We start from the raw sequence: 26,385 nt of genomic DNA, 5'->3' as shown, positions 1-26,385 counted from the left end.
TTTCTAAAACCGTACTTATTATACAATTAAATAAACCGTTTTTAAACAAAAGTTAAGAAAGTCATGAAAGCAATTCTTTCAAAAACGAGGAAGATCGATCCTTCTAAAGCTTATCATATCAAGGTTTTCAGACGTTTCAAATTTTATGAAAACAAAAGAAAATTATTTTCAAATAGCGCTTACATGAGGACGGTTTTCATGAAAAAGGATGAAAAAAATAAACGCCAGCCAAAAAGGCTGTACGTTTATTTAGTTTACCCCAATATATTGATTTTCAACCGATACCTTCCCGATTGCTTTGTATTTTTGATATCTTTGTTCGACTAGTTCTTCAGGTGTTAGTTTGAGCAAAGATGTAAGTGACTGTTTTAATGTTTTTTCAATGTAGGCTGCTTGTTGTTTCACGTCTCGGTGTGCTCCACCTTGCACTTCTTTAATAACATCATCTATAATATCTAATTCTTTTAGGTCTGGAGCGGTAATTTTCATTGTCTCTGCAGCTTTTTTCGCAAGTGATGAGTCCTTCCAGAGCAGTGCTGCTGCACCTTCAGGTGAAATCACTGAATACGTTGAATTCTCTAGCATGTATAGGTGGTTTCCTACGCCTAAGCCTAGTGCGCCGCCACTTCCGCCTTCTCCGATGACAATACAGACAACCGGTACACGAAGTCCTGCCATTTCGAATAGGTTTTTCGCAATTGCTTCACTTTGTCCGCGTTCTTCAGCTGCTTTCCCAGGATAAGCTCCTTTTGTATCAATAAAGCAAATGATCGGGCGATTAAATTTATCTGCTTGTTTCATCAAGCGCAGCGCTTTACGGTAGCCTTCTGGATGAGGCATTCCGAAATTACGGCGCAAGTTTTCTTTTGTGTCTTTTCCGCGCTGATGGCCAATGACTGTGACAGGAAGCCCTTTAAACGTGGCGATTCCTCCAACAATAGCTTCATCATCACCATAGAAACGGTCACCATGACATTCGAAAAAGTTGTCAAACAGCTCTTGAATGTAATCGAGAGTTGTTGGACGCATCGCATGACGAGCAATCTGTACTCTGTCCCACGGCTTTAAATTTGTATAAATGTCTGCTTCAAGCTTGCTCAGACGTGTTTCAAGGCGCTCAATTTCTGCACTTAAATCCATTTCTGAGTTTTGTGTGAACTTTTTCAGTTCATCAATTTTCGCTCGAAGTTCAATGACAGGTTTTTCAAATTCTAGTTCTCCAGCCACTCTCGTTCACCTCCTGTGCTGTGTAATGCTAAGATTCGGCCTAGTGTTTCTTTCATCTCTGCACGATGAATGACAGCATCCAGCTGTCCATGCTTCATTAAAAATTCAGCCGTTTGGAAGTCCTCTGGCAGGTCTTCACGGATTGTTTGTTCAATGATTCTACGGCCTGCAAACCCAATTAAAGCACCAGGTTCTGCAAAGTTGTAATCACCAAGAGACGCGAAACTAGCTGATACACCGCCAGTTGTTGGGTTCGTCATCACAGAGATAATCAAACCTTGGTCCTCGCTGAACAGTTTTAATGCTGAGCTTGTTTTTGCCATCTGCATGAGACTGAGGATCCCCTCTTGCATTCTCGCTCCGCCCGATGCAGTAAAGATGATAAATGGCACCTTGTCCGCTTTTGCTTTCTCAATCGCCAGTGTGATCTTCTCACCAACAACCGAGCCCATGCTGCCCATACGGAACGTGGCATCCATGACAGCGATCACAGCACGCTGGCCTTCAATTTCACCTTGACCTGTGACAATGGCTTCATTCAAAGACGTTTTTTCTCTGTCTTTCTCAAGCTTTTCTTCGTAGCCTGGGAATCCGAGCGGGTTTTCTGAGATCAGATGCCCGTTAAATTCTTCAAATGTGCCTTCGTCTACAAGGCTATCAATACGCTGCTTTGCATTCATTTGCAAATGTCTGCCGCAATTCATGCAAACACGTAAATTTTTATCTAATTCTTTGGTGAGCATTATTTTTTTACATTGCGGACATTTGGTCATGATGCCTTCAGGCACATCTTGGCTTGCCTGTTCAGAGGGTACAGATGCATATTTTTTCTTTTTACTGAAAATATTTTTGATTGACAAATGACTACCTCCCTTTTTGAAGGGTTTTTTCTTTACACGCACATCCACTATTATAGGACATGTCATAACTGTACCGAAACTATTGTACTTTTTTTGTCAAACGCTGTCATCCTTCATTCAATTTTTTCAATGGGGAATTGATGAGAAATGAGTATGTGTTTGGGGCGCTGAGCAGTTGATATATGTGAATTGTGAACGTCTACAAAAAAATATCATTCCGGATGAAAAAATTTTCGCGTAAGAGAGGAAATGGTGCACGTCTTTCCTCCAATTTCAGAAAGAACGTGCACACTTTTCCAATTGATTATTCGCCGATAATCGTTAATTTTCTTGTTTTTTCAGCGACTGCTTCTGGATCGACTTTGATTCTTGCAACGCCAGTTTCCATTGCTGCTTTTGCTACCGCTTTTGCTACCGCTGGTGCTACACGTGCATCAAATGGTTCAGGGATGACGTATTCAGCTGACAATTTCTCATCTGAAACAAGAGAAGCAATCGCTTCAACGGCTGCAATTTTCATTTCTTCGTTAATGTGAGTTGCACGTACATCTAATGCTCCGCGGAAAATTCCTGGGAATGCCAGTACGTTGTTCACTTGGTTCGGGAAGTCAGAACGGCCAGTTCCTACAACACTTGCACCTGCTGCATGTGCATCTTCTGGCATGATTTCTGGATTTGGATTCGCCATAGCGAAGATGACAGGATCTTTTGCCATTTTTCCAACCATTTCTTTTGTTAGAGCGCCTGCTACTGAAACCCCGATGAAGACGTCTGCACCTTCAATGACTTCTTCTAATGAACCTTCTTTACGGTCTTGGTTCGTGAATTTAGCGACTTCATTTTTCACTGTATTCATACCGTTCGGGCGGCCTTCGTAAATTGCGCCTTTTGTATCGCACATGATGATATCACGTACACCGAAATGATATAGAAGCTTGATAATCGCAATTCCCGCTGCTCCAGCGCCGTTTGCCACCACTTTGATGGAGGACATTGATTTTCCAGACAGTTTCAGGGCATTTACAAGTCCTGCTACTGTGACAATCGCTGTTCCGTGCTGATCATCGTGGAACACTGGAATGTTTGTCTCTTTTTTCAAGCGCTCTTCGATAATGAAGCAGTTTGGAGCTGCAATATCTTCAAGGTTGACACCGCCAAACGTTGGCTCAAGAAGCTTTACTGTTTCAACGATTTTGTCTACATCGTTTGTCGCAAGCGCGATTGGGAAGGCATCAACGCCCGCGAAGCTTTTGAATAATACAGCTTTTCCTTCCATTACTGGTAGAGATGCTTCTGCCCCAATATTACCAAGCCCTAAAACAGCGCTTCCGTCTGTGACAACAGCGACCATATTGCCTTTCATTGTATAATCATACACTTTGCTTGTGTCGTCATAAATATCTTTACATGGTTCTGCAACACCAGGTGAGTAAGCCAAGCTCAAGTCTTTTGCATTTTTCACTTGTACTTTTGATTTTGATTCGAGTTTGCCTTGATTCTCTTTGTGCATATGTAATGCTTCTTCTCTTAATGACATGTGATGAACACTCCTTCAAGTGGAAAATGATTTAATGAATTGCTAAGTTGATAAGCACATACTGGCAGTTTTAAATACACAGAATCTTTAAAATGATAACACAATAGGTGAATTTGTAAAACATATTCAGGTGATTTGTCATCATTTAATCACAACGTTTTGTTCACCAAGCAGCTCTTTTAACTGGAAAATCACAGCATGATCTGCATGAACCTTGTATGCATCTGGAAGTCTCACTGTCTTTTTTTGCTTCTCATAATACAAATAGACATCTGCTTCTCCGCTGTGCATCGAGATCACCCGCTTTACTTGCTCTAGCAGTTCCTGCGTATGGCTTTCTTCTTTCACCCGAATGTAGACAGACTCTTTTCTTTGTGTGCCCATCTCTTCAAGCAGAACGGCTTCTTGCACGATGATTTGGCTGCTGTCATTTCTGACATCTATTCTGCCTTCAACATAAAGCATGGCGCCCTCCTCAAGTAAGGGGGACAGCTTTCTAAATTGCTCTGGAAAGACGACGCCTTCCATTTCTCCCGTTTCATCCCCAAATGTGACAAATGCCATCGATTGTCCATTTTTTGTCCGAATCGATTTCACTTTTGTCAAAAGACCACCCATTGAGATCTTTCGCTTTATATAGGAAGAAAGTCTGATGATTTCCACTGCACCATTCTCTCTTAAGCGATCTCGGTACGTTTGTACAGGATGATTTGATAAATATAACCCAAGTGCCTCTTTTTCAAATTGCAGGAGATCGACAAGCGGCAGTTCTTCTATCTCCGCATATTTTGGCTTAATGGAGAAGGTTGTATCCCCCAGAAAGTCCAGTTGATCATCTGGATTTAAAAATGACACGTGGTCTAATGCAATATCTATTGATGCCAATAACGAAGCACGATTTGGATAAAGCTCATCCATCGCCCCTGAAAAAATGAGCGCTTCAATCGTTTTTCGGTTGACACTCTTTGCTGATACTCTTGCGCAAAAATCAAATAAATCTTCAAACGGCTTTTCCTGTCTTGCCCTGTATATATCCTTTACAGCTGACACTCCGACATTTTTGATCGCTCTTAAGCTATAGCGGATCTCCCCTTTTTCAACCGTAAATGGAAATTCACTCTTATTAATAGAAGGCTTCAACACAGATATCCCTTTTTCCTTTGCCTCATAGAAATATTGAGCGACTTTGTCTTCATTTCCAATCACACTCGTTAAAAGTCCGCACATAAAATATAACGGATAATGCGCTTTTAAGTAAGCAAGCTGAAAGCCAATCATGCTATATGCAACAGCATGGCTTCTATTAAAACCATAGTTTGCAAATTTGACGATTAAGTCATAAACGTCATTTGCAATGTTAACAGGATACTCCTTTTTTAGGCATCCTTCAACAAAATGGCTTCGCTCTTCATCAAGGACCTTTTTATCCTTCTTCGAAACTGCTCTTCTTAATAGATCTGCCTCACCCAGCTGAAAGCCTGCCATCTTCGCCGCAATCAGCATGATTTGCTCCTGATAGACGATGACCCCATATGTGTCCTTTAAAATGTCATACAAATCAGGATGCGGATAAGAGACCTTGACTCTGCCGTGCTTTCGGTCGATAAAGAGCGGGATATTCTCCATTGGACCTGGACGGTAGAGGGCATTGACCGCCACGATGTCTTCTAAACTAGAGGGCTTCAGGCGTCTCAGCACCTGACGCATTCCTTGTGATTCAAGCTGGAAAATCCCAGTTGTATCTCCCGCTGATAACAATTCAAATGTTTTCTGATCTTCATATGAAATGTCACTAAAGTTAATGTGGACGTTTTCCTGTCTTTCAATCTGGTTTTTAATGGATTCAATTAAGGTTAAGTTTCTTAGTCCTAAGAAATCCATCTTTAAAAGTCCGAGATCTTCTAAATAATTCATCGCATACTGCGTTAAATACACACCATCATGGCCGTCTTGAATTGGAACGACCTCTGTCAGCGGCTCCTCGCTCAGCACAACGCCGGCTGCATGTGTCGAGGTATGTCTTGGCAAGCCTTCAACCTTTAAAGCGGTTTGAAAGACCTTTCGAAGCTCCTCGGATTGCTGGAGCATCATTTTTAATTCAGGGGATGCAGTCACCGCTTCTTTCAGCGTCGTTCCTGGCTTTGACGGAATCAGCTTTGCAAGACGGTCCGCAGCCTTTATATCAATCCCCATCACACGTCCAACATCTCTTAAGGCCGCCTTTGCTGCAAGTGTTCCAAACGTGACAATTTGTGCCACATGCATGTCTCCGTATTTGTCTTTTACATAAGAAATGATTTCATCTCTTCTCGTATCGGGGAAATCAATATCAATATCTGGCATACTGATTCGCTCAGGATTTAAGAAACGCTCAAACAACAGACCGTGACGGAGCGGATCAACATCTGTAATAAACAATACATACGCAACAAGTGACCCTGCTGCCGATCCACGTCCTGGCCCTGTGACAATGCCTTGATCATGGGCATACTTCATAAAATCCCACACGATGAGAAAATAATCACTGAAATTCATTTTTTGGATAATGCTCAGTTCGTACTCAAGTCTTTTCACATACGTATCATTTGAAGCAATCTTTCTTTGCTTCATCCCTTCTGCGCACACTCTGCGTAAAAACTGATCTGCTGTTGATTGATCAGGAGTCGGATAGGAAGGGAGTTTTGTCTGCCCAAGATTTAAATCGACTTCACAGCGGTCTGCGATCTCCACCGTTCTTGTCAGCAGCTCCTCATCTTGCGCATACCATTCCTTCATTTCTTCAAGGGTTCTGAAATGCTTTTCTCCTCGGTCTTCCTCAATCTCTGACAGCTGCTGCCCTGCTTTAATGGCTTTTAAACACGTATAGGCGGTTTTGTCTTCTCGATTGATATAGTGGACATCTCCCGTCGCAACAAGAGGAATCTCCGCACTTTTTGAGACGTCCCTGAGTTTACCGGCAAGCGATTCGTCTTGCTGAAATGGCTGAAGTGCGATGTACACATGTCCCTCACCGAAAATATCTTTCAATTGTTTCGCCGCATCATGCGCTTCTTCTATCTGATCATGCTGAAGCAGCGTTTCAATGTAGCCAGAAGCGCCTGGCGTAATGGCAATGAGCCCGCGGTGATAGCTTTTCAGCCATTTTTCTTTCAGTCCAGCTTTTGATTTTGATTTCAGCACACTGCTGATTTTGATCAAGTTTTGATAGCCTTCATTGTTTTTGGCAAGGAGTACCAAGGGATAAGCCTCTGTCTCTTGTTCATCTATGAAGACAGAAGCTGTTAAACCGATGACCGGCTTGATGCCATGTTTTTTACATTCCTTATAAAATTCAACCGTTCCATACATCACATGGTCATCGGTAAGAGCGAGCGCCTTGCAGCCAAGTTCTTTCGCTTTCAGCACGAGCTCCTTTACTTTTGCCGCACTGCTTAATAAGCTGTATCCACTGTGGACCTGAAGATGAACATAAGACATGCTTAATCCACTCCTTTCGTCTAAAGTCATTCTTTCATTATAAAACGCGATGCGGTGAGAAACAAATGTTCTTTCTTTTCTGTCCGTTCATACTTGTCCCGCACACACCATATATTGAATAGAGTGAGGTGGACACAATGGATGTGAAGGAAGCTTTTATTCCGAATTTTATTAGCTGTTATTTTATTGCTCTTGGGGTCATTTTGGGCGGTGCCATCATAGGTGGTGTTGGTGCTTATTTATCTGGTCAGCCGCCTTTATCCATTATTACGAGTCTTGCCAACCGTTTAAAGATTTGGGCGCTTGTCGCAGCTATCGGTGGAACTTTTGATGCCGTTTATAGCTTTGAAAGAGGCATTTTCGAAGGGAACACGCGTGATATTTTCAAGCAGATTTTATTAATTGTCTCTGCCATGGGCGGTGCACAAACAGGTTATCTCATTATTACGTGGCTCACACAGGAGCATGTGTCATCATGAGGGTGCCGGAGCTGTACAAACGTCCAGGCTGGCAGCGTTTTTTTGCAGGGATGATGTTTGGCGCGATTGTGAGCTGGCTCATTTTCCTCTTTACATACGGAACCTTTCAGGAAAAGCAGGTGACACAGCTTAGAAGCCAGCAGCACCATATGGACAGTCTGAAAGAACAAATCACACTCTATCGGGAAGATTTGCATAAGTTAAATGAGGATAATAAACAGCGGCTGCTGATCCAAAGCGTAGATGTCCATCTCGTCAATCGTGAGCAATATAAAATCCCAGAGCCAGATACGCTGAAATTTGAAGATCAGGTCAAAGAGGATATCTCAGAGGTCATTACAAAGGATATTGAAAGTGTCTATAAAACAAAGGAATTATTAAAACGGACGGTGGAAAACAAAGAATATACCATTCGGGAAAAGGCATACCGCGCCAAAGTGACAGAGCTGACGATTTATACGAAGCTTTCACTTGAAGTGCGCATTTCATTTGCTGAATAAATGATCATGTGGAATTTTTATGAATTTCTGCCCTCAATGATCGCTTTTCCCTCATTATTTTTATACACTAAAAGTAGAACGAGATCTAAAACAGAAAGAGGTGAGGACAATGGAGGTTTATAGCTATCGTCAAATGGCACGAGACAAAGCAAGCCGGATCAAAGACGGCATGTGTGCTTATGCTGAGACAGAAATGATGGCTCATTTAATTAAAAAAGAATTAAAGCATCAAAATCTCCAAGCCTATGAAGATTCAACTGACATCGGCTGCTGGTTTATCCCTGTATGCAAGTAACCCTTTTCTCCATGACAAAAAAAGAGAGAGGGGACTTGAAGCCCCCCTCTCTCATGATGATGATTTACATACTTCTTCTAAATCACGCAAAATCTCATCTGCCACGGCCCAATCATAAATAGACGCACCAGCTGCAAGCGGGTGGCCGCCGCCATGATATTTTTTCGCAATGGTATTAATGACGACGCCTTTCGAGCGGAATCTAACACGAATCTGATCGTTTTCTTCCACAAAAAAGACCCATGCCTTAATCCCTGCAATATTTCCAAGTGTCCCAACAAGCTGTGAGGCTTGCTGCGCTGTTGTTTGGAACGATTCCAAAATATCGCGCTTAATGAAAACAGAGGCGACCCCATTCTCTGACAAAGAAATATGTTGAAAAATATAGCCATTTAATTTCACGACATTCAAGTCCGTCTCATACAATTGATTGAAAAGGTCTGAAGATGAAAATGGATATTCAATAAGCTCTCCAGCATATTTGAGCGTCTTTTTCGTCGTGTTTGGGAAAAGGAAGCGGCCTGTGTCTCCTACAATGCCGGCATAAATGAGTTCAGCCGCCTTTGTATTCAGCTGATATCCTTCTTCTTTCCCCTCTAAATACAATTCATAAATCATTTCGCTCACAGAGCTTGCCTCTGTATCCACCCAAAGCAAATCACCATACGGATCTTCATTTGGATGATGGTCAATTTTCATCAGCTTATCGCCCATTGAATAGCGCTGATCGTCAATTCTTGCTTGATTGGCTGTATCACAGACAATGACAAGGGCATCTTTGTACACGTCATCCGGAACCTCATCAAGTTCATACAAAAATGAAAGGGATGGCTCCGGGGTTCCTGTCGCATAAATATTTTTTTCTGGATAGGTGGCACGCAAGATTTCCGTAAGGCCGCACTGCGATCCATACGCATCAGGATCTGGTCTTACATGTCTATGAATGATGATGGTGTCATATAATGATATGGTTCTAATCAGTTCTTTTTTCATAAAAACTCCTTCTTATCCGATACTCTTTTTATTATTAAATCATAATCTATCCTGACGGAAAAGTGAGGAATAGACAATTTATTCTAGTAAGCAAGCCTATTTACGTTTAAAATAGGGTTGTAACCACTTACAATGGAGGCTTGGCACATGCTTGTTTTGATTGTGTTTATTATTTGTTCTGCCATGTTTTATTTATACTACAAAGCAAAGAATGTCCGTACGAACCGCCCAGTCGAAAAGAAATTCTGGTCGGCTAAATCCAGTATGGCACTTGGCTGCTTTGTCCTGCTCTTCGGTGTGAATCAATTATTTTTAAACCGCTCGTCACTCGCATTTGTCATTGGATTTATTTTTGTTGCTGTCGGTATCGGCAGTACGTGGGCTGGATATAAAGCCTACAAGCATTACCTTCCGCTCTTTTTAAAGGAAGGCGAAAAAGATCACGCATAATAAGAGAGAAGGGCTAAAATGATGTTTATTTTAGCCCTTTGTCATTTTCGTCATCGCCCTTTTACGATTATCCTCTCTCCATCAGCTGCACCATCAGCATCGCTTTCCCTACGATATTCGATTGATGATATACCTCCACTTCCAGCTTTCCAAACTTGCGGCCTACTTCTAAAATATTCGGCTTGATCTGTATCGTGGATTCCATTTGAACCGGTTTTAAGAAGTAGACAGAGAGACTTTCGACAATCAGCTCCCCTTTTTTATGAGACTTTAAGAAGCGGTTGGCGGATTCAATTAAAATTTGCGTGAACACTCCATATGAAATGTTTCCGAGCTGGTTTGTCATTTGGGGTGTGACCTCATATTGATACACCGCATCTGCCTTTGGCTTATCTGTATCGGTATCTTTAAACCCTCTTGAGACAACATCATCCAGTTTTTCGCCGACCTGCGGCTGCTTTTGAATCATTTGAAGCGCCTTCAGCACATCCTGACGACTGATCATCCCAATTAGTTTCGCATAATCATCTACGACTGGCAGCACCTCAATGCCTTCCCATACCATCATTTGAGCAGCAGAGGCGACAGAGGTTTTTCCAATGACTGTCAGTGGATTTTTCGTCATCACCTTTTCAATCGGTGTAGAGCGGTCATGCCCCGCGATATCCTTTGAGGTGAGAATTCCGTGAATTTTCATTTGGTCGTCTGCGACCGGAAAACGGCCATGGCCAGTTTCATAATTCTTTTCATACCATTTTTCAAGCTTATCCTCTGGTGATAAATACACCGTCCGTTCGATCGGCGTTAAAATATCTTCCACAAGCACAATCTCTTTTTTTATTAGTTGGTCATAAATGGCTCGGTTTATGAGAGCTGCTACGGTAAATGTATCGTAGCTTGTCGATAAGATCGGCAGCTCAAGCTCATCTGCGAGCTGAATGATTTCATCATCTGTTGAGAAGCCGCCCGTGACCAGCACAGCTGCTCCTGCCTCTAATGCTTGTCTGTGTGCATTGATCCGGTTTCCGACAATCAGCAGGTTTCCAGCTGCCGTGTAGCGCATCATCGCATCAAGCTCCATCGCACCGATGACAAATTTGTTTAATGTTTTATGTAAGCCCGTTCGTCCTCCAAGCACCTGTCCATCAATAACATTGACCACTTCTGCATATGTCAGCTTTTCAATATTTTCTTTTTTCTTCTGTTCAATCCGAATGGTACCAACTCGTTCAATCGTACTGACGAATCCTTTATTTTCAGCATCCTTGATGGCCCGGTAAGCGGTCCCTTCACTCACTTTCATTTCTTTCGCAATACGCCGGACAGAGATTTTCTCTCCGACATCTAATGAATCAATATACGATAAAATTTGTTCATGCTTTGTCGCCAATCCCGTTCACCCTTTTTGTTTTCAGCGTTTTCATCTAAGTTTCATTATAAGGGCAGGAGGCTTTTAATAGCAATTTGTCTTTTTTTCAGCACGATACACGTAAACAAAAAAAGCCGGCATTGGAATGCCGGCTTTTTGCTAGGATGATTAAATCTCAATCGATTCTCCGCTGTTTAACACATGACCAACGCCGCCATGCAGGCTGTCTGCAAATGCATGCGGGTCCTGCTCAATCGGCGGGAATGTGCTGTAGTGAATCGGCACGACTTGCTTCGCCCGAAGCCATTCGGCAGCGATTCTTGCATCGTCCGGTCCCATCGTGAAGTTATCACCGATCGGAAGGAATGCAAGCTCAATATGATTCAGCTCACCGATCAGCTTCATATCTGAAAAGAGCGCAGTGTCTCCAGCATGATAAATCGTTTTGCCCTCTGCAGTAAATAAAATACCTGATGGCATGCCTGTATACGTAATCGTTTTTGCATCTTCATCAATGACAGCTGAACCATGGAACGCTTGCGTGAGCTTGACTTTACCAAATTCAAACTCACGTCCGCCGCCGATATGAAGCGGGTGCGTTTTCACCCCTTGCCAGCTTAAATAAACGGCAAGTTCGTTTGGCGCGACAACGAGCGCGTCATTGTTTTTAGCGATTTCAATGGTATCACCGAGGTGATCTCCATGCCCATGTGTCAGTAAAATGACATCCGCTTTGACATCTTGCGGCTTGATATCTGTGTGTTTATTTCCATTTAAAAATGGATCAATCCAAATATGGTATCCTTTTGTTTCAATGTGTACGACTGAATGTCCGTGATATGTAGCTTTCATGTGAGTATATCCACCTTTCGAATTTGATCTCATTTCATCTATTCCCTGTATAAAAAGCTGAAAAACTTAGTGCCTGTGAATCACGTTAAGACCACCTGTTGCTTCAATAACTGTCCCTGTAATGAGGTCTGAACGGTCATCGCATAGAAATGAGATGATACGTCCTATATCCTCTCCAGTACCAGACCTGCCAATCGGCGTTTCATCGTCTTTGAACTGGCGTGCTTCTTCTATTGTGGATTCTTTCATGTCTCCAACGATTTTGCCTGGGCAAACCATATTGGCTGTGATGCCGTTTTCGGCTTCTTCAATCGCAATGGTTTTCGTCAATGATGCCAGCCCCACTTTTGCTGCTCCGAAGGCTGATCTGTGCATCCATCCTGGCGCATGGTCTGCACCTTGGAAGCCATATGTGATGATGCGGCCAAAGCCTTGCTTTCTCATCATCGGGATGACCATTCGAAACAAATGGAACACAGCAGATAGGTTGCCTTCCATCATTTGATACCATTCATCTTCGGAATAATCCGCTAGTTTTTTTCGTTCAAAAATATAAGGCCCGGCATTGTTAATCAAGGCATCGATCCGCCCAAATCGCTCTGCTGCCAGCTCTACCATGTTTCTTAAATCTTCTTTGTTTGTCACATCACCTTGGACAAATTGAAGCTTTTCTTCGTATTCCTGCAATTCTTCTTTCATCTGCCGGACAGCTTCATCATCACTTCGATAATTCACTGTCACAGAATACCCCATATTCAGTAAAGACTCGGTGACTTTCCTGCCAAGTCCTTTAGAACCCGCTGTTATTAATGCGTGTCGCACACAATCTCCTCCTAAAGCAAAGGTTGCAAGTTCGCATGTTTCTTATCTTTACTTTACTATAAACCAGCATCTGGCGCACTTATGAACCCTTTCTGCTATCTTGTTCTCTAAGGAAGAGGATTCTCCTTTCTGACAGCAAAAAAAAACCATCCGCATCATACGAATGGTTTTTTGACGTGTTACGCTAGGCAGGCTTTTGCTTTTTCTAAAGCGAGCTGAATTTGTTTAAATCCAGTTCCACCTGCACTTGTTCTTTTTTCAACAGCAACATACGGATCAAGAACGGTGTAAATGTCTTCTTCAAAAAGATCGCTCGCTTCTGTGAATGTTTCAAACGGAAGATCACTTAAGTAGATGCCTTTTTGAATGCACGTATACACAAGCTTGCCAACGATTTCGTGTGCTTCACGGAATGGCATGCCTTTTTTCGCTAGGTAGTCTGCCACTTCGGTCGCATTTGAGAAATCTTCTTTTGTTGCCTTTTTCATGACATCCTCGTTCACCGTCATGGTTTGAATCATGCCTGTGAAGATTTGCAGGCTGCCAGCAAGGGTTTTTACTGTATCAAACATGCCTTCCTTGTCTTCTTGCAGGTCTTTGTTATACGTAAGCGGCAAACCTTTCATAATGGTGAGAAGCCCCATTAGGTTGCCATATACACGGCCCGTTTTTCCGCGGATCAATTCTGCCATATCCGGGTTTTTCTTTTGCGGCATCATGCTGCTGCCTGTTGCATATGTGTCATCAAGTTCAATGAATTTGAATTCTTGAGAGCACCATAAAATGATTTCCTCACAAAGACGTGAGAGATGCATCATCACAAGGCTGCTATTAGACAAAAACTCTAAAATGAAATCCCGATCACTCACGCCATCAAGGCTGTTTTCGTAAATATGATCAAAGCCAAGCAGCTCTGCTGTATATTCACGATCAATTGGAAATGTCGTTCCTGCTAACGCTCCGCATCCAAGTGGAGACACGTTAATTCGCTTCAACGAATCTTGAAAACGCGCTTTGTCACGCTCAAGCATCCAGAAATAGGCGAGCATATGATGAGCAAAGGAAATAGGCTGTGCACGCTGCAAGTGCGTATATCCTGGAAAAATCGTTTCAACGTGCTGTTCTGCTTTTTCCACAAGCACTGTTTGAAAAGAAGAGATCAGTTCAATGATATGCTCTACTTGATTATTCAAATATAAATGCATATCGGTTGCGACCTGATCATTCCGGCTTCTCGCTGTGTGCAATTTGCCGCCAAGCGGACCAATCTCATCAATGAGCATTTTTTCAAGGTTTAAATGGATGTCCTCATAATCTACTGAGAATTCCAATTCATCTGCCTCTGCCTTTTTCATGAGCGTATTCAGTCCATCTTTGATGGCAGCGGCCTCCTCATCGTCTAGGATACCGCATGTATTCAGCATACTTGCATGAGCAAGGGAGCCGGTCAGATCTTCTTTGACTAATTGTTTGTCGAAATGAATGGACGCGCCAAACTCATCGACCCATTTTTCTGGTGTTTTTTGAAATCGGCCTCCCCAAAGCTTTTTCATGCTTTAACCTGCTCCTTTTTATTCACGATGCTGTTTACTTTTGTCGGTAAGCCCCAAAGATTAATAAATCCTACCGCAGCATCATGATCGAATTCATCTGCTTTTGTGTATGTTGCTAGATTTTCATCATAAAGTGAATATGGTGATTTACGTCCTTCTACAATGGCATGGCCTTTAAATAGTTTCACACGTACAACACCTGTTACGTTCTGTTGTGTTTCTTGTAGGAAAGCATCTAATGCTTCTTTAAGCGGTGAGAACCATAATCCGTTGTATATTAATTCAGCCATTTTTTGTTCAATGATTGGCTTAAAGTGTGCGACTTCTTTCACTAGTGTTAAATCTTCAAGCTCTTTATGCGCTTTTAGAAGTGTGACAGCACCTGGGCACTCGTATACTTCACGAGATTTGATGCCCACAAGACGGTTTTCAACGTGATCGATTCTGCCAACCCCATGCTGACCAGCGATTTCATTTAAATGAAGGATGAGATCAGATAATGAATACTGAATACCATCAATGGCTGTTGGTTTTCCTTTTTCAAACGTGATTTCGATGGTCTTAGGTGTGTCAGGTGTTTTTTCAAGTGGAGTCGTTAGATCATATGCTCCTTCTGGCGGTGCAGCCCAAGGATCTTCTAAAATGCCGCACTCGTTACTTCTGCCCCAAAGGTTTTGGTCGATTGAATATGGGCTGTCTAAGTTAATCGGAATTGGAATACCGTGCTTTTGAGCATAATCGATTTCTTCATCACGGGACCATTTCCATTCACGCACTGGTGCAAGAACTTCTAGGTCTGGATTCAGTGCTTTAATGGATACTTCAAAACGGACTTGGTCGTTTCCTTTTCCAGTACATCCGTGAGCAACCGCTACTGCATTTTCTTTCTCTGCGACTTCCACCAATTTTTTTGCAATAAGTGGACGAGATAGTGCAGATACAAGCGGATATTTTCCCTCATACATGGTGTGTGCTTGTAATGCAGTCAGTGCAAATTCTTCAGCAAACTCTTCTTTTGCGTCAATCATGTAAGACTGAACCGCTCCGACTTGAAGTGCTTTTTGTTGAACGAATGCTAAGTCTTTTCCTTCACCTACATCCAGGCAGCAAGCAACGACTTCGTATCCTTGCTCTTGTAACCATTTAACTGCAACAGAGGTATCAAGACCTCCGGAATATGCTAATACGACTTTTTTATTTTGTGACATGATTGAAAAGCTCCTCTCGCTTGTTTTGATTCTGTGAATGTTTTTTGCATAAAAATAAGTTTTAATTTATAAACATGCATTTAGTATGTATACACTGTAACAAGGAAAAATTGTTTTTTCAACCCCTTTATGAAAAAAACTCCGCCAAATTTTCTTGGCCGAGTCATTTTGGGCTATTTTTGATCCTTTTCAAGCTCTCGTAAGACGTGAGGAAGCTCTGGAATGATGAGTTTTGTCATGGCTAAACGAACAGCTCCAGTAGAGCCTGGTGTGGCAAAAACCGCTTTCTGGTTGACGACCCCAGCCGTTGCCCGGGACAAGATAGCGGCTGAACCAATGTCTTCTGTATAGCTCAGCATGCGGAAGATTTCGCCAAAGCCTGGCAGCTCCTTGGAGAAAAGCGGGGTGATCGCTTCAATGGTGACATCCCTTGCGGCAATTCCTGTGCCCCCGTTTAACAAGACGGCATCTATTTTCGGTTCGCTTGTTCCCTCTAACACAGCGTCTTGGATCGCTCCAATGTCATCTTTTACAATATCGTATGCAAGAATGAGATGTCCCTGTTCTTTAAGCAAATCAATCATCAGGCGGCCGCTTTTATCTGTTTCATTCGTTCTTGTATCACTGACCGTAATAACTTTTACATAAAGCCTCTCTTTCGCCTCACGTTTATGTTCTGTCACGCTCATTTTCTCACCGCTCCCTTTTGCTTCGTATTGGACAACATTATAGCATGCTGCTTTTAACAGAAAAAAGCTCTTTTCCTTATTGGAAAAGAGCTTCTTCATTTTTGATTATGCTAAGCGCATAACGTCTCTTGCAATCATTACTTCTTCGTTCGTTGGAATGACGATCACTTTTACAGGAGAGTGCGGGTAGCTGATGAATGCTTCTTCGCCTCTCATGTTGTTAAGAGAAGGATCCCAGTAAACGCCCATGAATTCTAGACCACGAAGTACACGAGCTCTTACTTCTGAACTGTTTTCACCGATTCCAGCTGTGAAGATGATCGCATCTACACCATTCATTCTCGCTGCATAAGAACCGATATATTTATGAATCCGGCTTGCAAAAATATCAAGAGCTACTTCTGCACGGTCGTTTCCTTCTTCTGTTGCTTCTTCGATATCACGAAGGTCACTTGATAGACCAGACACACCTAAAAGACCACTCTTCTTATTCAAAGTAGAAAGTACTTCTTCAGCTGTATGTCCTGTTTTCTCCATAATAAATGGAATAAGGGCAGGGTCAATGTTACCTGAACGTGTACCCATTGCAACACCCGCAAGCGGTGTGAAGCCCATTGAAGTATCGATTGATTTTCCGCCTTCAACTGCTGCGATACTTGCACCATTTCCAAGGTGGCAAGAGATCAAACGAAGCTCTTCAAGAGGACGGCCTAATAGCTCTGCTGCACGCTCTGTTACGAACTTATGGCTTGTCCCGTGGAATCCGTATTTACGAATACCAAAGTTTTTGTAGTAGTCGTACGGAAGGCTGTATAGGTAAGACTGCTCTGGCATTGTTTGGTGGAAGGCTGTATCGAACACAGCAATCGCTGGTACGTCAGGCAGAATTTGTTTGAATGCTTTGATTCCTACAACGTTTGCAGGGTTGTGCAGTGGTGCTAGCTCTGAAAGCTGATCAATGTCATTGATGACTTCATCTGTTAAAAGAACAGAGTCGCTGAATTTCTCTCCGCCGTGAACAACGCGGTGTCCTACGCCATCAATTTCATTAAAGTCTTTGATGATGTTAAATTCAATTAGTTTTTCAAGCAGCATTTTGACCGCTACTGCATGATCTGGAATATCTGTGATTTCTGTTTTCTTTTCTCCATCTACAGAAATCGTGAAGATACTGTTGTCCATTCCGATTCTTTCAACAAGGCCTTTTGTTAAAACGGTTTCTTCTGGCATGTCGAACAATTGGAATTTAAGAGATGAGCTTCCTGCGTTGATTGCAATAATTTTAGACATTCCTGTCGCTCCTTTTACTCAGTTGTTATATAAGGTTTCACGTTTTTTCCGGTGCTATATTCAACCTGTTTGACGGGTCTTTTATAGTTTAACGATAAGTCCGAAAAATATCTGACTTTTTCATTTAAACATTGAAAACTTTGCATTTCAAGTGCACCTTCGAACTGTTACCGCTTACATCGATAAGTCGTTATTTTCTGAATAATAAAATAGCCAGAAATCACTCTGGCTATTCTTTCGTTTCTTTTTCTTCTATAAACCACTGGTCTAATTTTCTCATCACACCCACCATGGCTTCCTTTTGTGAGAAAGACGGCAGATTGGCAAAGAGCATCCGTTTTGGTGCTTCCAAGCCTTCCTTTTTCTTTTGCATCACAAACAAGCTTTTGGCGTGCTTTTTGTCCTTGAACATGGAGACCGGCAGCTGAATTAACGCATTCATATATGCATGATCTTTGATAAAATCCTTTAATTGCACGCTTTCTTTTCCTTCAAACAAATCGTTTGGAATGATGAAGAATAAGAAGCCGCCTTCTTTCGTATAACGAAGGCTTTGTTCAATGAATAAATAATGGGCAAAGGCATGTCCTTCTTTTGCCTTCAAATCATAGTCTGCTGCACGCTCATCATTTGGGTAATAACCGACTGGCAGACTGCATACAGTGACATCTACTGGTGAGATCAAAAGCGGCTCAAGGCTGTCTTGATGGAAAAGCTCGACTTCCTTCTCTTCCAAGTTTGCCTGTGCCCATGCAATTTTAATGAGTACATCATCAATTTCAGACGCAAAGCCGCGCTTTGTTTCTGCAGTGAGATTGTTTAAGACAGCAAGCAGTAAGTTCCCTGTTCCCGCTGCTGGATCAAAGACAACAAGCTCTTTTTGTCCTTCTAAAAATTTATTCACCAAATAGCTGACAAACAGCCCGATCGTATCTGGGGTCATCTGACGATTTGGATGGGAAATATCCTTTTGTCCTTTCAATACGGCGAGCTGAAACGCTTTACGAATCTGCTCATGATCATAAGAAGCAAAATCTGCTTTCTCTATTAAATCCTTTAGTAAACCGTCTCGATCATTTGCTTGGAAAAAGGCTTCTCCTGCTTCAGCCAATGCTTCAATATAGGAAATGCTTTGGTCCTTTTTTAATCGAATAGAAGCTGTATCGAGCAGCTCAAAAATCGTACTTACTTGATCTTTCTGCAATGCTTTTCTCTCCTCGCTTTGTTAAAAGCTATATCTCCTCATTGAAAAGAGCCCCAGGATGAAGCCGGAGCTCTTGTCGATGCTGCTTTTATAACAGTGATTTTGCAGCTTCAATGGCTTTTTCATAATTTGGGTGATTCGTTGCTTCGCTTACGTATTCAGTGTAAACCACTTTTCCGCTCGGGTCTAATACGAAGACTGCGCGCGCCAATAAACGCAATTCTTTCATATATACTCCGAATGCTTCACCAAATGACATATCTCTATGATCAGATAATGTTTCGACATTTTCAATTCCGTTTGCTCCGCACCAGCGTGCTTGTGCAAATGGAAGGTCTGCACTAATTGTATAGATATTGACCGGACCTAAACCGGCTGCCTCTTCATTGAAACGTCTTGTTTGTGCGTCACACACACCTGTATCAATAGAAGGAATCACTGAGATGATCGTCACTTTTCCTGTTAAATCTGAAAGTGAAACTTCCCCTAGTGAGTTCGTTAATACCGTGAAATCTGGAGCCTGCTCGCCTACTTTCACTTCATTTCCTACAAGCGTGACAGAACTCCCTTTAAATGTGATCGATGCCAAAACAATTCCTCCCTTATCAAATGTATGGTTCTATCATAGTAGAGAAAGCAAAAAACTGCAAAGCCTAATCGTCACTTTTGAAAAAAAGTTAACTGCAGCGCAGCTAACTTTTTAAAGGTCTATGTCATCTAGTTTTCGTTCTTTATGACGGTTCTCCCGTTCATCCTTCTTAAACATGTGCTGAAGACGTTCAATTGCTTGAGGAGCAGAATCCAATATTTTATCAAGCAGATGTGTATGTTCATCCAAATGAAGCATTCGAACGCCGTTTGTTCCGACAATTAAGAAGGCGATTGGTGTAATAGACACACCTCCGCCGCTTCCTCCGCCAAATGGGAGTCTCGGTTCTTTTCGTTCTTGATCATCAGAACGTTTTTCTTTCTTTTGGTTCCCGTTAAATTCACTGCCGCCGGCTGCAAATCCAAAACCAACCTTCGACACAGTAAGAATGACACTGCCGTCAGGGGTTTCGACTGGATCGCCGATGATCGTATTCACGTCTATCATTTCTTTTAAGTTTTCCATCGCTGTCTTCATAAGACCTTGGATTGGATGATCTGCCATTTTCGGGTTCCTCCTTAAACAGATGATTCATTCTTCGTTGCTTGAAGAGAGGCATTTTTTCTCGCCTTTCTTCCTTTTAACCAATGAACAAGTAAACGAATGGCTGCAAGCATAGCATGTCCAATACGAAAATAAGCTATACATGTAAACTGGGTCTGTGACACATTATGCTGAAAGGCGGGAATCACCTCATATACCGGTTTATGCTTAAAGGTGAGATGCTCCTGCATAAAGGCAAGCAGTGCTCCTTTGACTGACCATACACCGCCAGCTGCTACACCTGTTAAAGCGGCGTCATGAAAGCCGATCCATGTTGACCAGTGAAACGATACAATTCTAATGTGAATGAAGAATTTACGCATGATCCGGTTTAAATCGACGATCTCTTTTGTGATGCGCTCCATTTGATGAAGGATTTGCTTCATATCACGTTTTCCCACTTTTTGATGTATGGATTCTTTTTCGTGACTAGGGGTTTTGGCGCTCGCCATCTTCTTTTCACGTATATCAATCGTTTGATCTTCTGGATTGACCCTCACCATCGGAATGTCTTTTTTGAGTCTGATGATTCCATATAAGGTGATGATCTTCAGTGCAAGGTGGTCATTGTCATTTGCATGTGAATAATCCAGTGAAATGGTCACTTTCATGAAGATCAATAAGATCCCAAGGAACAAAAAAGCTGCGATCCAAACGTAAAGCACTGTGCTCACTTCCTCCATAACAAATGATGCTTCCTCTACGATTATGGCTCTCATTCTGGATTTTATACCCAATCATGAAAAAAGAGTTTGACCGGTACCCGGCCAAACTCCTCTGATTATACGTTTGCTTCTGTTTTTTCATATAAATGTTCATGGACGACCACCGTATCGGCAAAGTAATCATGAACCCCTTGCTTTTTCGGTGAGAACCCAACGACAGCATAGAGAACAAAGAGCGTATTAATGTAGCGACCTACAATCTCTCTAAAGAAAATGACATCCCATGCCAGCCTCTTCTCAGGCTGAAGCGAGACCACTTTGATCCCAAACACCATTTTGCCGAGTGTTTGTTGAAAGATTTTCGTCATGATGGCGAAATAAAGCAGGAATACAATCGTCGTTGTGACGGAAAATGGAGAAAACCATCCTCCTCCTTTGGACCAGCCAAACAGACTAAAGATTGGAGAAACCGTCAAATGGTTGACACCCCAGACGACGAGCCAATCAAGAATAAACGCCCAAAACCTAATCCAAAAGCCTGCAAACGCCTGTGCTTCAATCACTGCACGTTTCGCAAGAGCCGGATTCGATTCTTCTTGGCTGCGGCTTTCGGTTACTTCATCGAATGTAGAATCCATCTATGATCCCTCCTTTATTTTGAATAGAGATACATCGGTTTAGACCCATTTGAGCCAGCCAGTGTTTCTTTTAGATTGAGAAAATCAATTTCACTTTTAAAGAGTTTGCTTGCGCTCATATTGAAGAGAGAGTTCCAGCCAAAGCTTTGAGAATAGCTGATCACTGTCGCTCCTTTTAACCCTTTTTCATTTTTCTTCATTGCTTTGATTGCATCTTCATAATATCCTAGCTCATCGACTAATCCGTTCGATTTCGCCTGTGTTCCGTCATAGACCCGGCCATCAGCAATTTTCTTAACGTCTTGTTTTGACATGCCGCGTCCTTCAGAGATGACTTTGACAAACCCTTCATACGAGTTATCAACCATGCTTTGCATGATGTCGCGCTCATCTTTTGTCATATCACGATTTGGTGACATGATGTCTTTAAATTTTCCGCTCTTAATTGTTTCGTATTTAATACCTAAATTATCCGCCAGCTTTGAATAGTTCAAGCTTTGCATGATCACACCTAACGATCCTGTTAATGTTTCAGGTGAAGCAAAGATTTTCTTGGCTGGAGTTGATACGTAGTAACCGCCAGAAGCTGCCATTGAGCCCATGGAGACGTAAATCGGCTTCTTCGCTTTTTTCACTTCTTCTAATTTTTTATGTATTTCCGCACTTTCATAGACACCGCCGCCAGGAGAGTTGACGCGCAGCAGTACACCTTTTACTGAAGCATCATCTTTCGCTTTTTCTAGTTCCTTGAGGAATGCACGATGATCATATCCTTCTCCGCCTAACAGACTTGATGCGCCGCCATTATCTTGAATGGTTCCATTAATCTCAAGAACCGCAATTTTCCCAGCACCGCTTCCATCCTCTAGTACCTTTTCTTCTATTTCATCCCCAAATTGATAGCTCATTTTATTGTCATTGAAGTTTTCGAACAAGGCCATCGTGACACTTATCACAATTGAAAATCCGAAAACACCTAGTGCAATGATTAACGCTACCCATCTTTTCGCATTCATCTTTTTCTCCTCCTTTTTGTCTCTCTTCATTGATACGAATATTCATATGAAATGTTTCACAGGAATTGTGGTTTTTTTACATTTCATTTCATCATATGATAGCACCTCTTTTCATTCACGATCAACTTTACATCGTCTCCTTTGAGATGCGCATGACGAAAAATTGGCTTTTTTATCCTCCCTCTGCACCTAATAGGCTAGTTCTACACCACAACGAAACACCTAAACCACTCTTTCATGAGAAAGAAGCTATTCAATTATGCTCAAATCCTGCCCTTTTCGAATCCCTTACATTGACTCATTTCTAAAAACGAATGCCTTCATCATGCAGGTTTTTCTAATGTTTTTACTTTCATATGAAAAAAGTGTAAAATGTGAGCAAGGGTTCACATGTAAGCCCTTTATTATTGGAAAACTATTTTTGACAACAAAGGGGAGAACGTCAATGACAGACAATCGTCGCAATGTATTTTTCTTTTACAAAAAAGATCATGAATTGGATGGACACATTTCTTCTCTGGAGAAGCTCGCTACCGATCAAGGCTTTCAAGTCGTCAAGCGTGCAGAGGATGCCCATATTATTGCTTCAATTGGCGGGGATGGCACATTTCTTCAAGCAGTCCGCAAAACGAATTTCCGGGATGACTGCTTGTATGTAGGGGTATCAAAAACAGAGAATTCGCATCTATACTGCGATTTTTCATTAGAGCATTTTGATAAAATGATTGATGCCATGAACACTGAACAGATTGAAGTGAGAAAATATCCGATCATCGATGTAAGCGTTGACAGTACCAATCGGTTCCATTGCTTAAATGAACTGTCGATCCGCTCAAGCATTATTAAAACATTTGTGATCGATGTGTATATAGATGATTTCCACTTTGAAACATTTAGAGGAGACGGAATGATTATTTCTACTCCGACCGGCTCAACAGCCTACAATAAATCGGTAAACGGCGCAGTGGTTGATCCGATGCTCCCTTGTATGCAAGTCACAGAGCTTGCATCGCTAAACAACAACTCGTACCGTACACTGGGTGCTCCTTTCATCTTAAGCAGTGACCGCAAGCTAACGCTGAAGGTTGTGCAGGACGGAAACGACCATCCAATTATCGGGCTTGATAACGAAGCGCTTGGCACGAAACACGTCAAACAAATTGACATCGGCCTTTCAGGAAAAGTCATTAAAACAGTGAAATTAAAAGACAACTCCTACTGGGAAAAAGTAAAACGCAGATTCCTTTAATCAAAAGCTCCTTTATGGGGCTTTTTTTCATGTCTTTTCATTCACGGTCATGGTTATGGTATGATGTCACAAGTATGAATGTACGAAAAGGAGAACACGATGACATTACAACAATTTGATCAATATCCATTAAGCAATGAATTAAAACAAGCGCTAAAAGCACTTCACTTCCATACACCTACACCTGTTCAGCACGAGACGTTATCCGTTGCTTTTTCAAAGCAGGATCTGATCGTCAAATCTCAGACTGGCAGCGGCAAGACCGCAGCCTATGGTTTGCCGATTTGTGAAATGGTCGATTGGGCTGAGAATAAACCTCAAGCCCTCATCCTCGTTCCAACACGAGAACTCGCCATGCAGGTCAAACAGGATCTCACAAGCCTTGGACGATTGAAACGAATCAAAGCCGCAGCCATTTATGGAAAAGCCCCTTTTCAAGCCCAAAAAGTAGAGCTTGCACAAAAAAACCATATTGTGTGCGGAACACCAGGACGAGTCTTGGATCACCTTGAGAAAGGTACTCTTTCATTAGAAAACCTCAAATTTTTCGTGTTAGATGAAGCGGATGAAATGCTGAACATGGGATTTATTGATCAAGTCTCTTCTATTATTCAGTATCTGCCGCCAAAGCGCATGTCAATGCTGTTTTCAGCGACCATGTCTGATGAGATGAAGAAATTGAGCGAACAGTTTTTACAATCACCAAAAGTGATTGAAATCGCACGCGCGGAAACGTCTGTACAACAAATCACCCACACCGTGATTGAAACGGAAGAAGAAGCAAAATTCTCCCTTCTTCAGCGTACGATCGTCATTGAAAATCCAGATAGCTGCATTATTTTCTGTAATACACAGGACCGAGTGAATGAACTCACAATGAAGCTGGACGAATGGGATGTGCCTTGTGACAAAATTCATGGAGGCATGAGACAGGAAGACCGCTTCGCTGTCATGGATGAATTCAAAAACGGTGAGTTCCGTTATTTGATCGCAACCGATATAGCAGCCCGGGGCATTGATGTCAGTGATATGACACATGTGATTCATTACGATCTGCCCTATGAAAAAGAGCGCTATATTCACCGAACAGGAAGAACTGGCAGAGCGGGGAAAAGCGGGAAAACCATTGCGTTTATGACCAAAAACGCAATGCCTCTGATTGATGAATTAAAGCAGGAAGCAGGTATTGATTTCCAGACGCAGCCTTATCCAACAAAGGAAGAAGCAGAGCAGTATGTAGAAAGCTTTGAAGAAAAGATTGAAACACCGATTCAAAAGGAAAATAAACAGGCAGGCGTTGAGAAGGATATTATGAAGCTTTATTTTAACGGCGGAAAGAAAAAGAAGCTGCGGGCCGTTGATTTCGTTGGGACCATTGCCAAAATAGAAGGCGTTGCCTTCGATGACATTGGGATTATTACCATTCAAGACACGAAAACATATGTCGATATTTTAAACGGCAAAGGCCCTCTTGTGCTGAATGCCATGCGCCATACAACCATTAAAGGCAAGCAGTTAAAAGTTCATGAAGCACGTTCATAAAAAGTGAAGGCTAAGCGCCTTTACTTTTTTATTTAAAATAAAATAAGCTTACAAACCCTGATGCCGTCAGCCTTTCCGGCGTCCAACATGACAAATGTCATATCGAATACATGATGGGTGCTACTATGAGCATGACACCTTTCGTTCTATACTTTGAAGTAGAAAGAAACGGAAAGGACTTGAACGTTCATGACGACTTCAACAAACACACAGCAGCAAGCCACTTTAAGAAAACAAGTTGGCCAATTCTCTGGTGCTAATTCTAAAAAAAGTATCATGCAGCTCTTTAATACATTTATTCCATTTTTGGGGCTTTGGTTTCTTGCCTATTATAGCCTGAACATCTCCTACCTTTTAACCCTCTTCTTTGCGGTTATTGCAGCTGGTTTTTTAGTACGTGTCTTTATTATTTTTCACGACTGCTGCCACCAATCCTTTTTCAAACAGAAGCAGCTGAATCACTTGTTCGGTTTCTTAACAGGTGTACTCACCCTTTTCCCTTATCTTCAATGGCAAAGAGATCATTCGATTCACCATGCCACAAGCAGTAATTTAGACAAACGAGGTACTGGTGACATTTGGCTCCTGACAGTCAAAGAATATCAAGAAGCATCAGTATGGACGAAATTTCGCTACAGATTTTATCGTAATCCTTTTGTGATGTTTATTTTGGGACCGATCTTTGTTTTCCTGTTTAAAAACCGTTTCAACGTCAAAAATGCTCGTAAAAAAGAGCGCTGGAATACGTATTTCACAAACATATCAATTGTTTTATTGGCAGGAGCGACCTATCTCCTTTTTGGCTGGCAAGGTTTGTTACTTGTCCAAGGTCCAATCTTCCTGATTTCTGGATCAATCGGTGTATGGCTGTTTTATGTGCAGCATACGTTTGAGGATTCTTACTTTGAAGCAGATGAACATTGGAATTATGTGCAGGCAGCAGTAGAAGGCAGTTCTTTTTACAAATTGCCAAAACTCCTTCAGTGGTTAACAGGCAATATCGGTTATCACCATGTCCATCATTTAAGCCCGAGGGTACCGAATTATCACTTGGAGCATGCACATGAGCATAGTGAGCCGCTTCAAAATGTTCCAACCATCACTTTAAAAACAAGTATCGAGTCAATGAAATTTAGACTTTGGGATGAAGAAACGAAAGCATTTGTAACCTTTAAAGAAGCACGTCAGACTAGAAGCACACCTGTCATCAAAGGAGACATTCTCAAGAAGAATGCGTAAACGACGCAAGCTCTTTCTTACAATAGAAGGAGCTTGTTG

At 42.0% G+C, this 26,385-nt stretch carries 25 protein-coding genes; 7 read left to right on the top strand and 18 right to left on the bottom strand.

Features of this window, described 5'->3' with window-relative positions; all coding sequences use genetic code 11:
- Window positions 1-249: 249 nt before the first annotated feature.
- The 4 genes from accA to dnaE all read right to left on the bottom strand — a co-directional run bounded on the left by accA (window position 250) and on the right by dnaE (window position 7,101).
- Complete coding sequence (gene accA, locus C6Y02_RS10235) at window positions 250-1,227, bottom strand: acetyl-CoA carboxylase carboxyl transferase subunit alpha (protein ID WP_106031190.1); 978 nt, start codon at window positions 1,225-1,227, stop codon at window positions 250-252.
- Window positions 1,212-2,087, bottom strand: a complete 876-nt coding sequence (gene accD / locus C6Y02_RS10230) for an acetyl-CoA carboxylase, carboxyltransferase subunit beta (protein ID WP_034661853.1) — start codon at window positions 2,085-2,087, stop codon at window positions 1,212-1,214. The genes accA and accD overlap by 16 nt, the downstream gene beginning before the upstream one ends.
- A gap of 304 nt (window positions 2,088-2,391) precedes the next feature.
- A complete protein-coding gene (gene ystJ / locus C6Y02_RS10225) occupies window positions 2,392-3,624 on the bottom strand; it encodes an NADP-dependent malic enzyme (protein ID WP_034661854.1) in 1,233 nt (410 codons plus the stop codon).
- A 141-nt stretch (window positions 3,625-3,765) separates the two neighbouring features.
- Window positions 3,766-7,101, bottom strand: a complete 3,336-nt coding sequence (dnaE, locus tag C6Y02_RS10220; protein ID WP_106031189.1) for a DNA polymerase III subunit alpha — start codon at window positions 7,099-7,101, stop codon at window positions 3,766-3,768.
- A gap of 137 nt (window positions 7,102-7,238) precedes the next feature.
- Here dnaE and ytrH point away from each other — a divergent pair, with 137 nt between their 5' ends.
- From ytrH to C6Y02_RS10205, 3 genes are all read left to right on the top strand, one after another.
- Window positions 7,239-7,580 (top strand): sporulation membrane protein YtrH, encoded by a 342-nt coding sequence (gene ytrH / locus C6Y02_RS10215; RefSeq protein WP_034661856.1) that lies wholly within the window; start codon window positions 7,239-7,241, stop codon window positions 7,578-7,580.
- Window positions 7,577-8,080 (top strand): sporulation membrane protein YtrI, encoded by a 504-nt coding sequence (gene ytrI / locus C6Y02_RS10210; protein ID WP_034661857.1) that lies wholly within the window; start codon window positions 7,577-7,579, stop codon window positions 8,078-8,080. The genes ytrH and ytrI overlap by 4 nt, the downstream gene beginning before the upstream one ends.
- Window positions 8,081-8,189: 109 nt before the next feature.
- Window positions 8,190-8,375 carry a YtzJ family protein gene (locus tag C6Y02_RS10205; protein ID WP_003216400.1) on the top strand — a complete coding sequence of 62 codons (186 nt, stop codon included), beginning with the start codon at window positions 8,190-8,192 and terminating at the stop codon, window positions 8,373-8,375.
- Between the two features lie 51 nt (window positions 8,376-8,426).
- On the opposite strand, the gene C6Y02_RS10200 is transcribed toward C6Y02_RS10205, so the two are convergent.
- Window positions 8,427-9,368 carry a DHH family phosphoesterase gene (locus C6Y02_RS10200; RefSeq protein ID WP_034661858.1) on the bottom strand — a complete coding sequence of 314 codons (942 nt, stop codon included), beginning with the start codon at window positions 9,366-9,368 and terminating at the stop codon, window positions 8,427-8,429.
- A 147-nt stretch (window positions 9,369-9,515) separates the two neighbouring features.
- On the opposite strand from C6Y02_RS10200, the gene C6Y02_RS10195 reads away from it, so the two are divergent.
- A complete protein-coding gene (locus C6Y02_RS10195; RefSeq protein WP_003216665.1) occupies window positions 9,516-9,818 on the top strand; it encodes a YtpI family protein in 303 nt (100 codons plus the stop codon).
- 67 nt (window positions 9,819-9,885) lie between these two features.
- Here C6Y02_RS10195 and C6Y02_RS10190 read toward each other — a convergent pair whose 3' ends face one another.
- The 13 genes from C6Y02_RS10190 to sppA form a co-directional block, all read right to left on the bottom strand.
- Window positions 9,886-11,208, bottom strand: coding sequence for a CBS domain-containing protein (locus C6Y02_RS10190; protein ID WP_106031188.1), 1,323 nt, complete (start codon window positions 11,206-11,208; stop codon window positions 9,886-9,888).
- 147 nt (window positions 11,209-11,355) lie between these two features.
- Complete coding sequence (locus C6Y02_RS10185; protein ID WP_106031187.1) at window positions 11,356-12,039, bottom strand: metal-dependent hydrolase; 684 nt, start codon at window positions 12,037-12,039, stop codon at window positions 11,356-11,358.
- 66 nt (window positions 12,040-12,105) lie between these two features.
- Entirely contained in the window at window positions 12,106-12,861 is a 756-nt protein-coding gene (locus C6Y02_RS10180; RefSeq protein WP_106031186.1) for an SDR family oxidoreductase, read from the bottom strand.
- Window positions 12,862-13,040: 179 nt separating this feature from the next.
- Window positions 13,041-14,414, bottom strand: coding sequence for an argininosuccinate lyase (gene argH, locus C6Y02_RS10175; RefSeq protein WP_106031185.1), 1,374 nt, complete (start codon window positions 14,412-14,414; stop codon window positions 13,041-13,043).
- The gene (locus tag C6Y02_RS10170; protein WP_095285567.1) at window positions 14,411-15,622 is read right to left on the bottom strand and encodes an argininosuccinate synthase; all 1,212 of its coding nucleotides are present in this window, start codon (window positions 15,620-15,622) and stop codon (window positions 14,411-14,413) included. Before C6Y02_RS10170 ends, argH begins: the two co-directional genes overlap by 4 nt.
- Before the next feature lie 173 nt (window positions 15,623-15,795).
- Window positions 15,796-16,311 (bottom strand): MogA/MoaB family molybdenum cofactor biosynthesis protein, encoded by a 516-nt coding sequence (locus tag C6Y02_RS10165; RefSeq protein ID WP_106031297.1) that lies wholly within the window; start codon window positions 16,309-16,311, stop codon window positions 15,796-15,798.
- 105 nt (window positions 16,312-16,416) lie between these two features.
- Window positions 16,417-17,601, bottom strand: a complete 1,185-nt coding sequence (locus tag C6Y02_RS10160) for an acetate kinase (protein WP_034661872.1) — start codon at window positions 17,599-17,601, stop codon at window positions 16,417-16,419.
- 229 nt (window positions 17,602-17,830) lie between these two features.
- On the bottom strand, window positions 17,831-18,805 hold the full coding sequence (locus C6Y02_RS10155) for a class I SAM-dependent methyltransferase (RefSeq protein ID WP_034661875.1): 975 nt from the start codon (window positions 18,803-18,805) through the stop codon (window positions 17,831-17,833).
- Window positions 18,806-18,893: 88 nt separating this feature from the next.
- Window positions 18,894-19,394: a thiol peroxidase gene (gene tpx / locus C6Y02_RS10150; protein WP_034321005.1), complete on the bottom strand. Its 501-nt coding sequence runs from the start codon at window positions 19,392-19,394 to the stop codon at window positions 18,894-18,896.
- A gap of 111 nt (window positions 19,395-19,505) precedes the next feature.
- Window positions 19,506-19,958, bottom strand: coding sequence for a GerW family sporulation protein (ytfJ, locus tag C6Y02_RS10145; protein WP_003216488.1), 453 nt, complete (start codon window positions 19,956-19,958; stop codon window positions 19,506-19,508).
- A 14-nt stretch (window positions 19,959-19,972) separates the two neighbouring features.
- On the bottom strand, window positions 19,973-20,680 hold the full coding sequence (locus C6Y02_RS10140; RefSeq protein WP_060597089.1) for a DUF2953 domain-containing protein: 708 nt from the start codon (window positions 20,678-20,680) through the stop codon (window positions 19,973-19,975).
- 98 nt (window positions 20,681-20,778) lie between these two features.
- Window positions 20,779-21,300, bottom strand: coding sequence for an RDD family protein (locus C6Y02_RS10135; protein WP_106031184.1), 522 nt, complete (start codon window positions 21,298-21,300; stop codon window positions 20,779-20,781).
- A gap of 14 nt (window positions 21,301-21,314) precedes the next feature.
- Window positions 21,315-22,316: a signal peptide peptidase SppA gene (gene sppA, locus C6Y02_RS10130; RefSeq protein WP_060596993.1), complete on the bottom strand. Its 1,002-nt coding sequence runs from the start codon at window positions 22,314-22,316 to the stop codon at window positions 21,315-21,317.
- Between the two features lie 445 nt (window positions 22,317-22,761).
- On the opposite strand from sppA, the gene C6Y02_RS10125 reads away from it, so the two are divergent.
- From C6Y02_RS10125 to desA, 3 genes are all read left to right on the top strand, one after another.
- The gene (locus C6Y02_RS10125; RefSeq protein WP_106031296.1) at window positions 22,762-23,565 is read left to right on the top strand and encodes an NAD kinase; all 804 of its coding nucleotides are present in this window, start codon (window positions 22,762-22,764) and stop codon (window positions 23,563-23,565) included.
- A 99-nt stretch (window positions 23,566-23,664) separates the two neighbouring features.
- On the top strand, window positions 23,665-25,107 hold the full coding sequence (locus C6Y02_RS10120; RefSeq protein ID WP_106031183.1) for a DEAD/DEAH box helicase: 1,443 nt from the start codon (window positions 23,665-23,667) through the stop codon (window positions 25,105-25,107).
- A gap of 189 nt (window positions 25,108-25,296) precedes the next feature.
- Entirely contained in the window at window positions 25,297-26,346 is a 1,050-nt protein-coding gene (desA, locus tag C6Y02_RS10115; RefSeq protein ID WP_095285570.1) for a Delta(5) desaturase DesA, read from the top strand.
- The last annotated feature ends 39 nt before the right edge of the window (window positions 26,347-26,385 follow it).

It is taken from the genome of Bacillus sp. NMCC4 (assembly GCF_002998555.1).
In the GTDB taxonomy this organism is placed as follows: domain Bacteria; phylum Bacillota; class Bacilli; order Bacillales; family Bacillaceae; genus Bacillus.
Note: the sequence above shows the minus strand (reverse complement) of the source record. Positions and strands in the feature narration are given on the sequence as shown.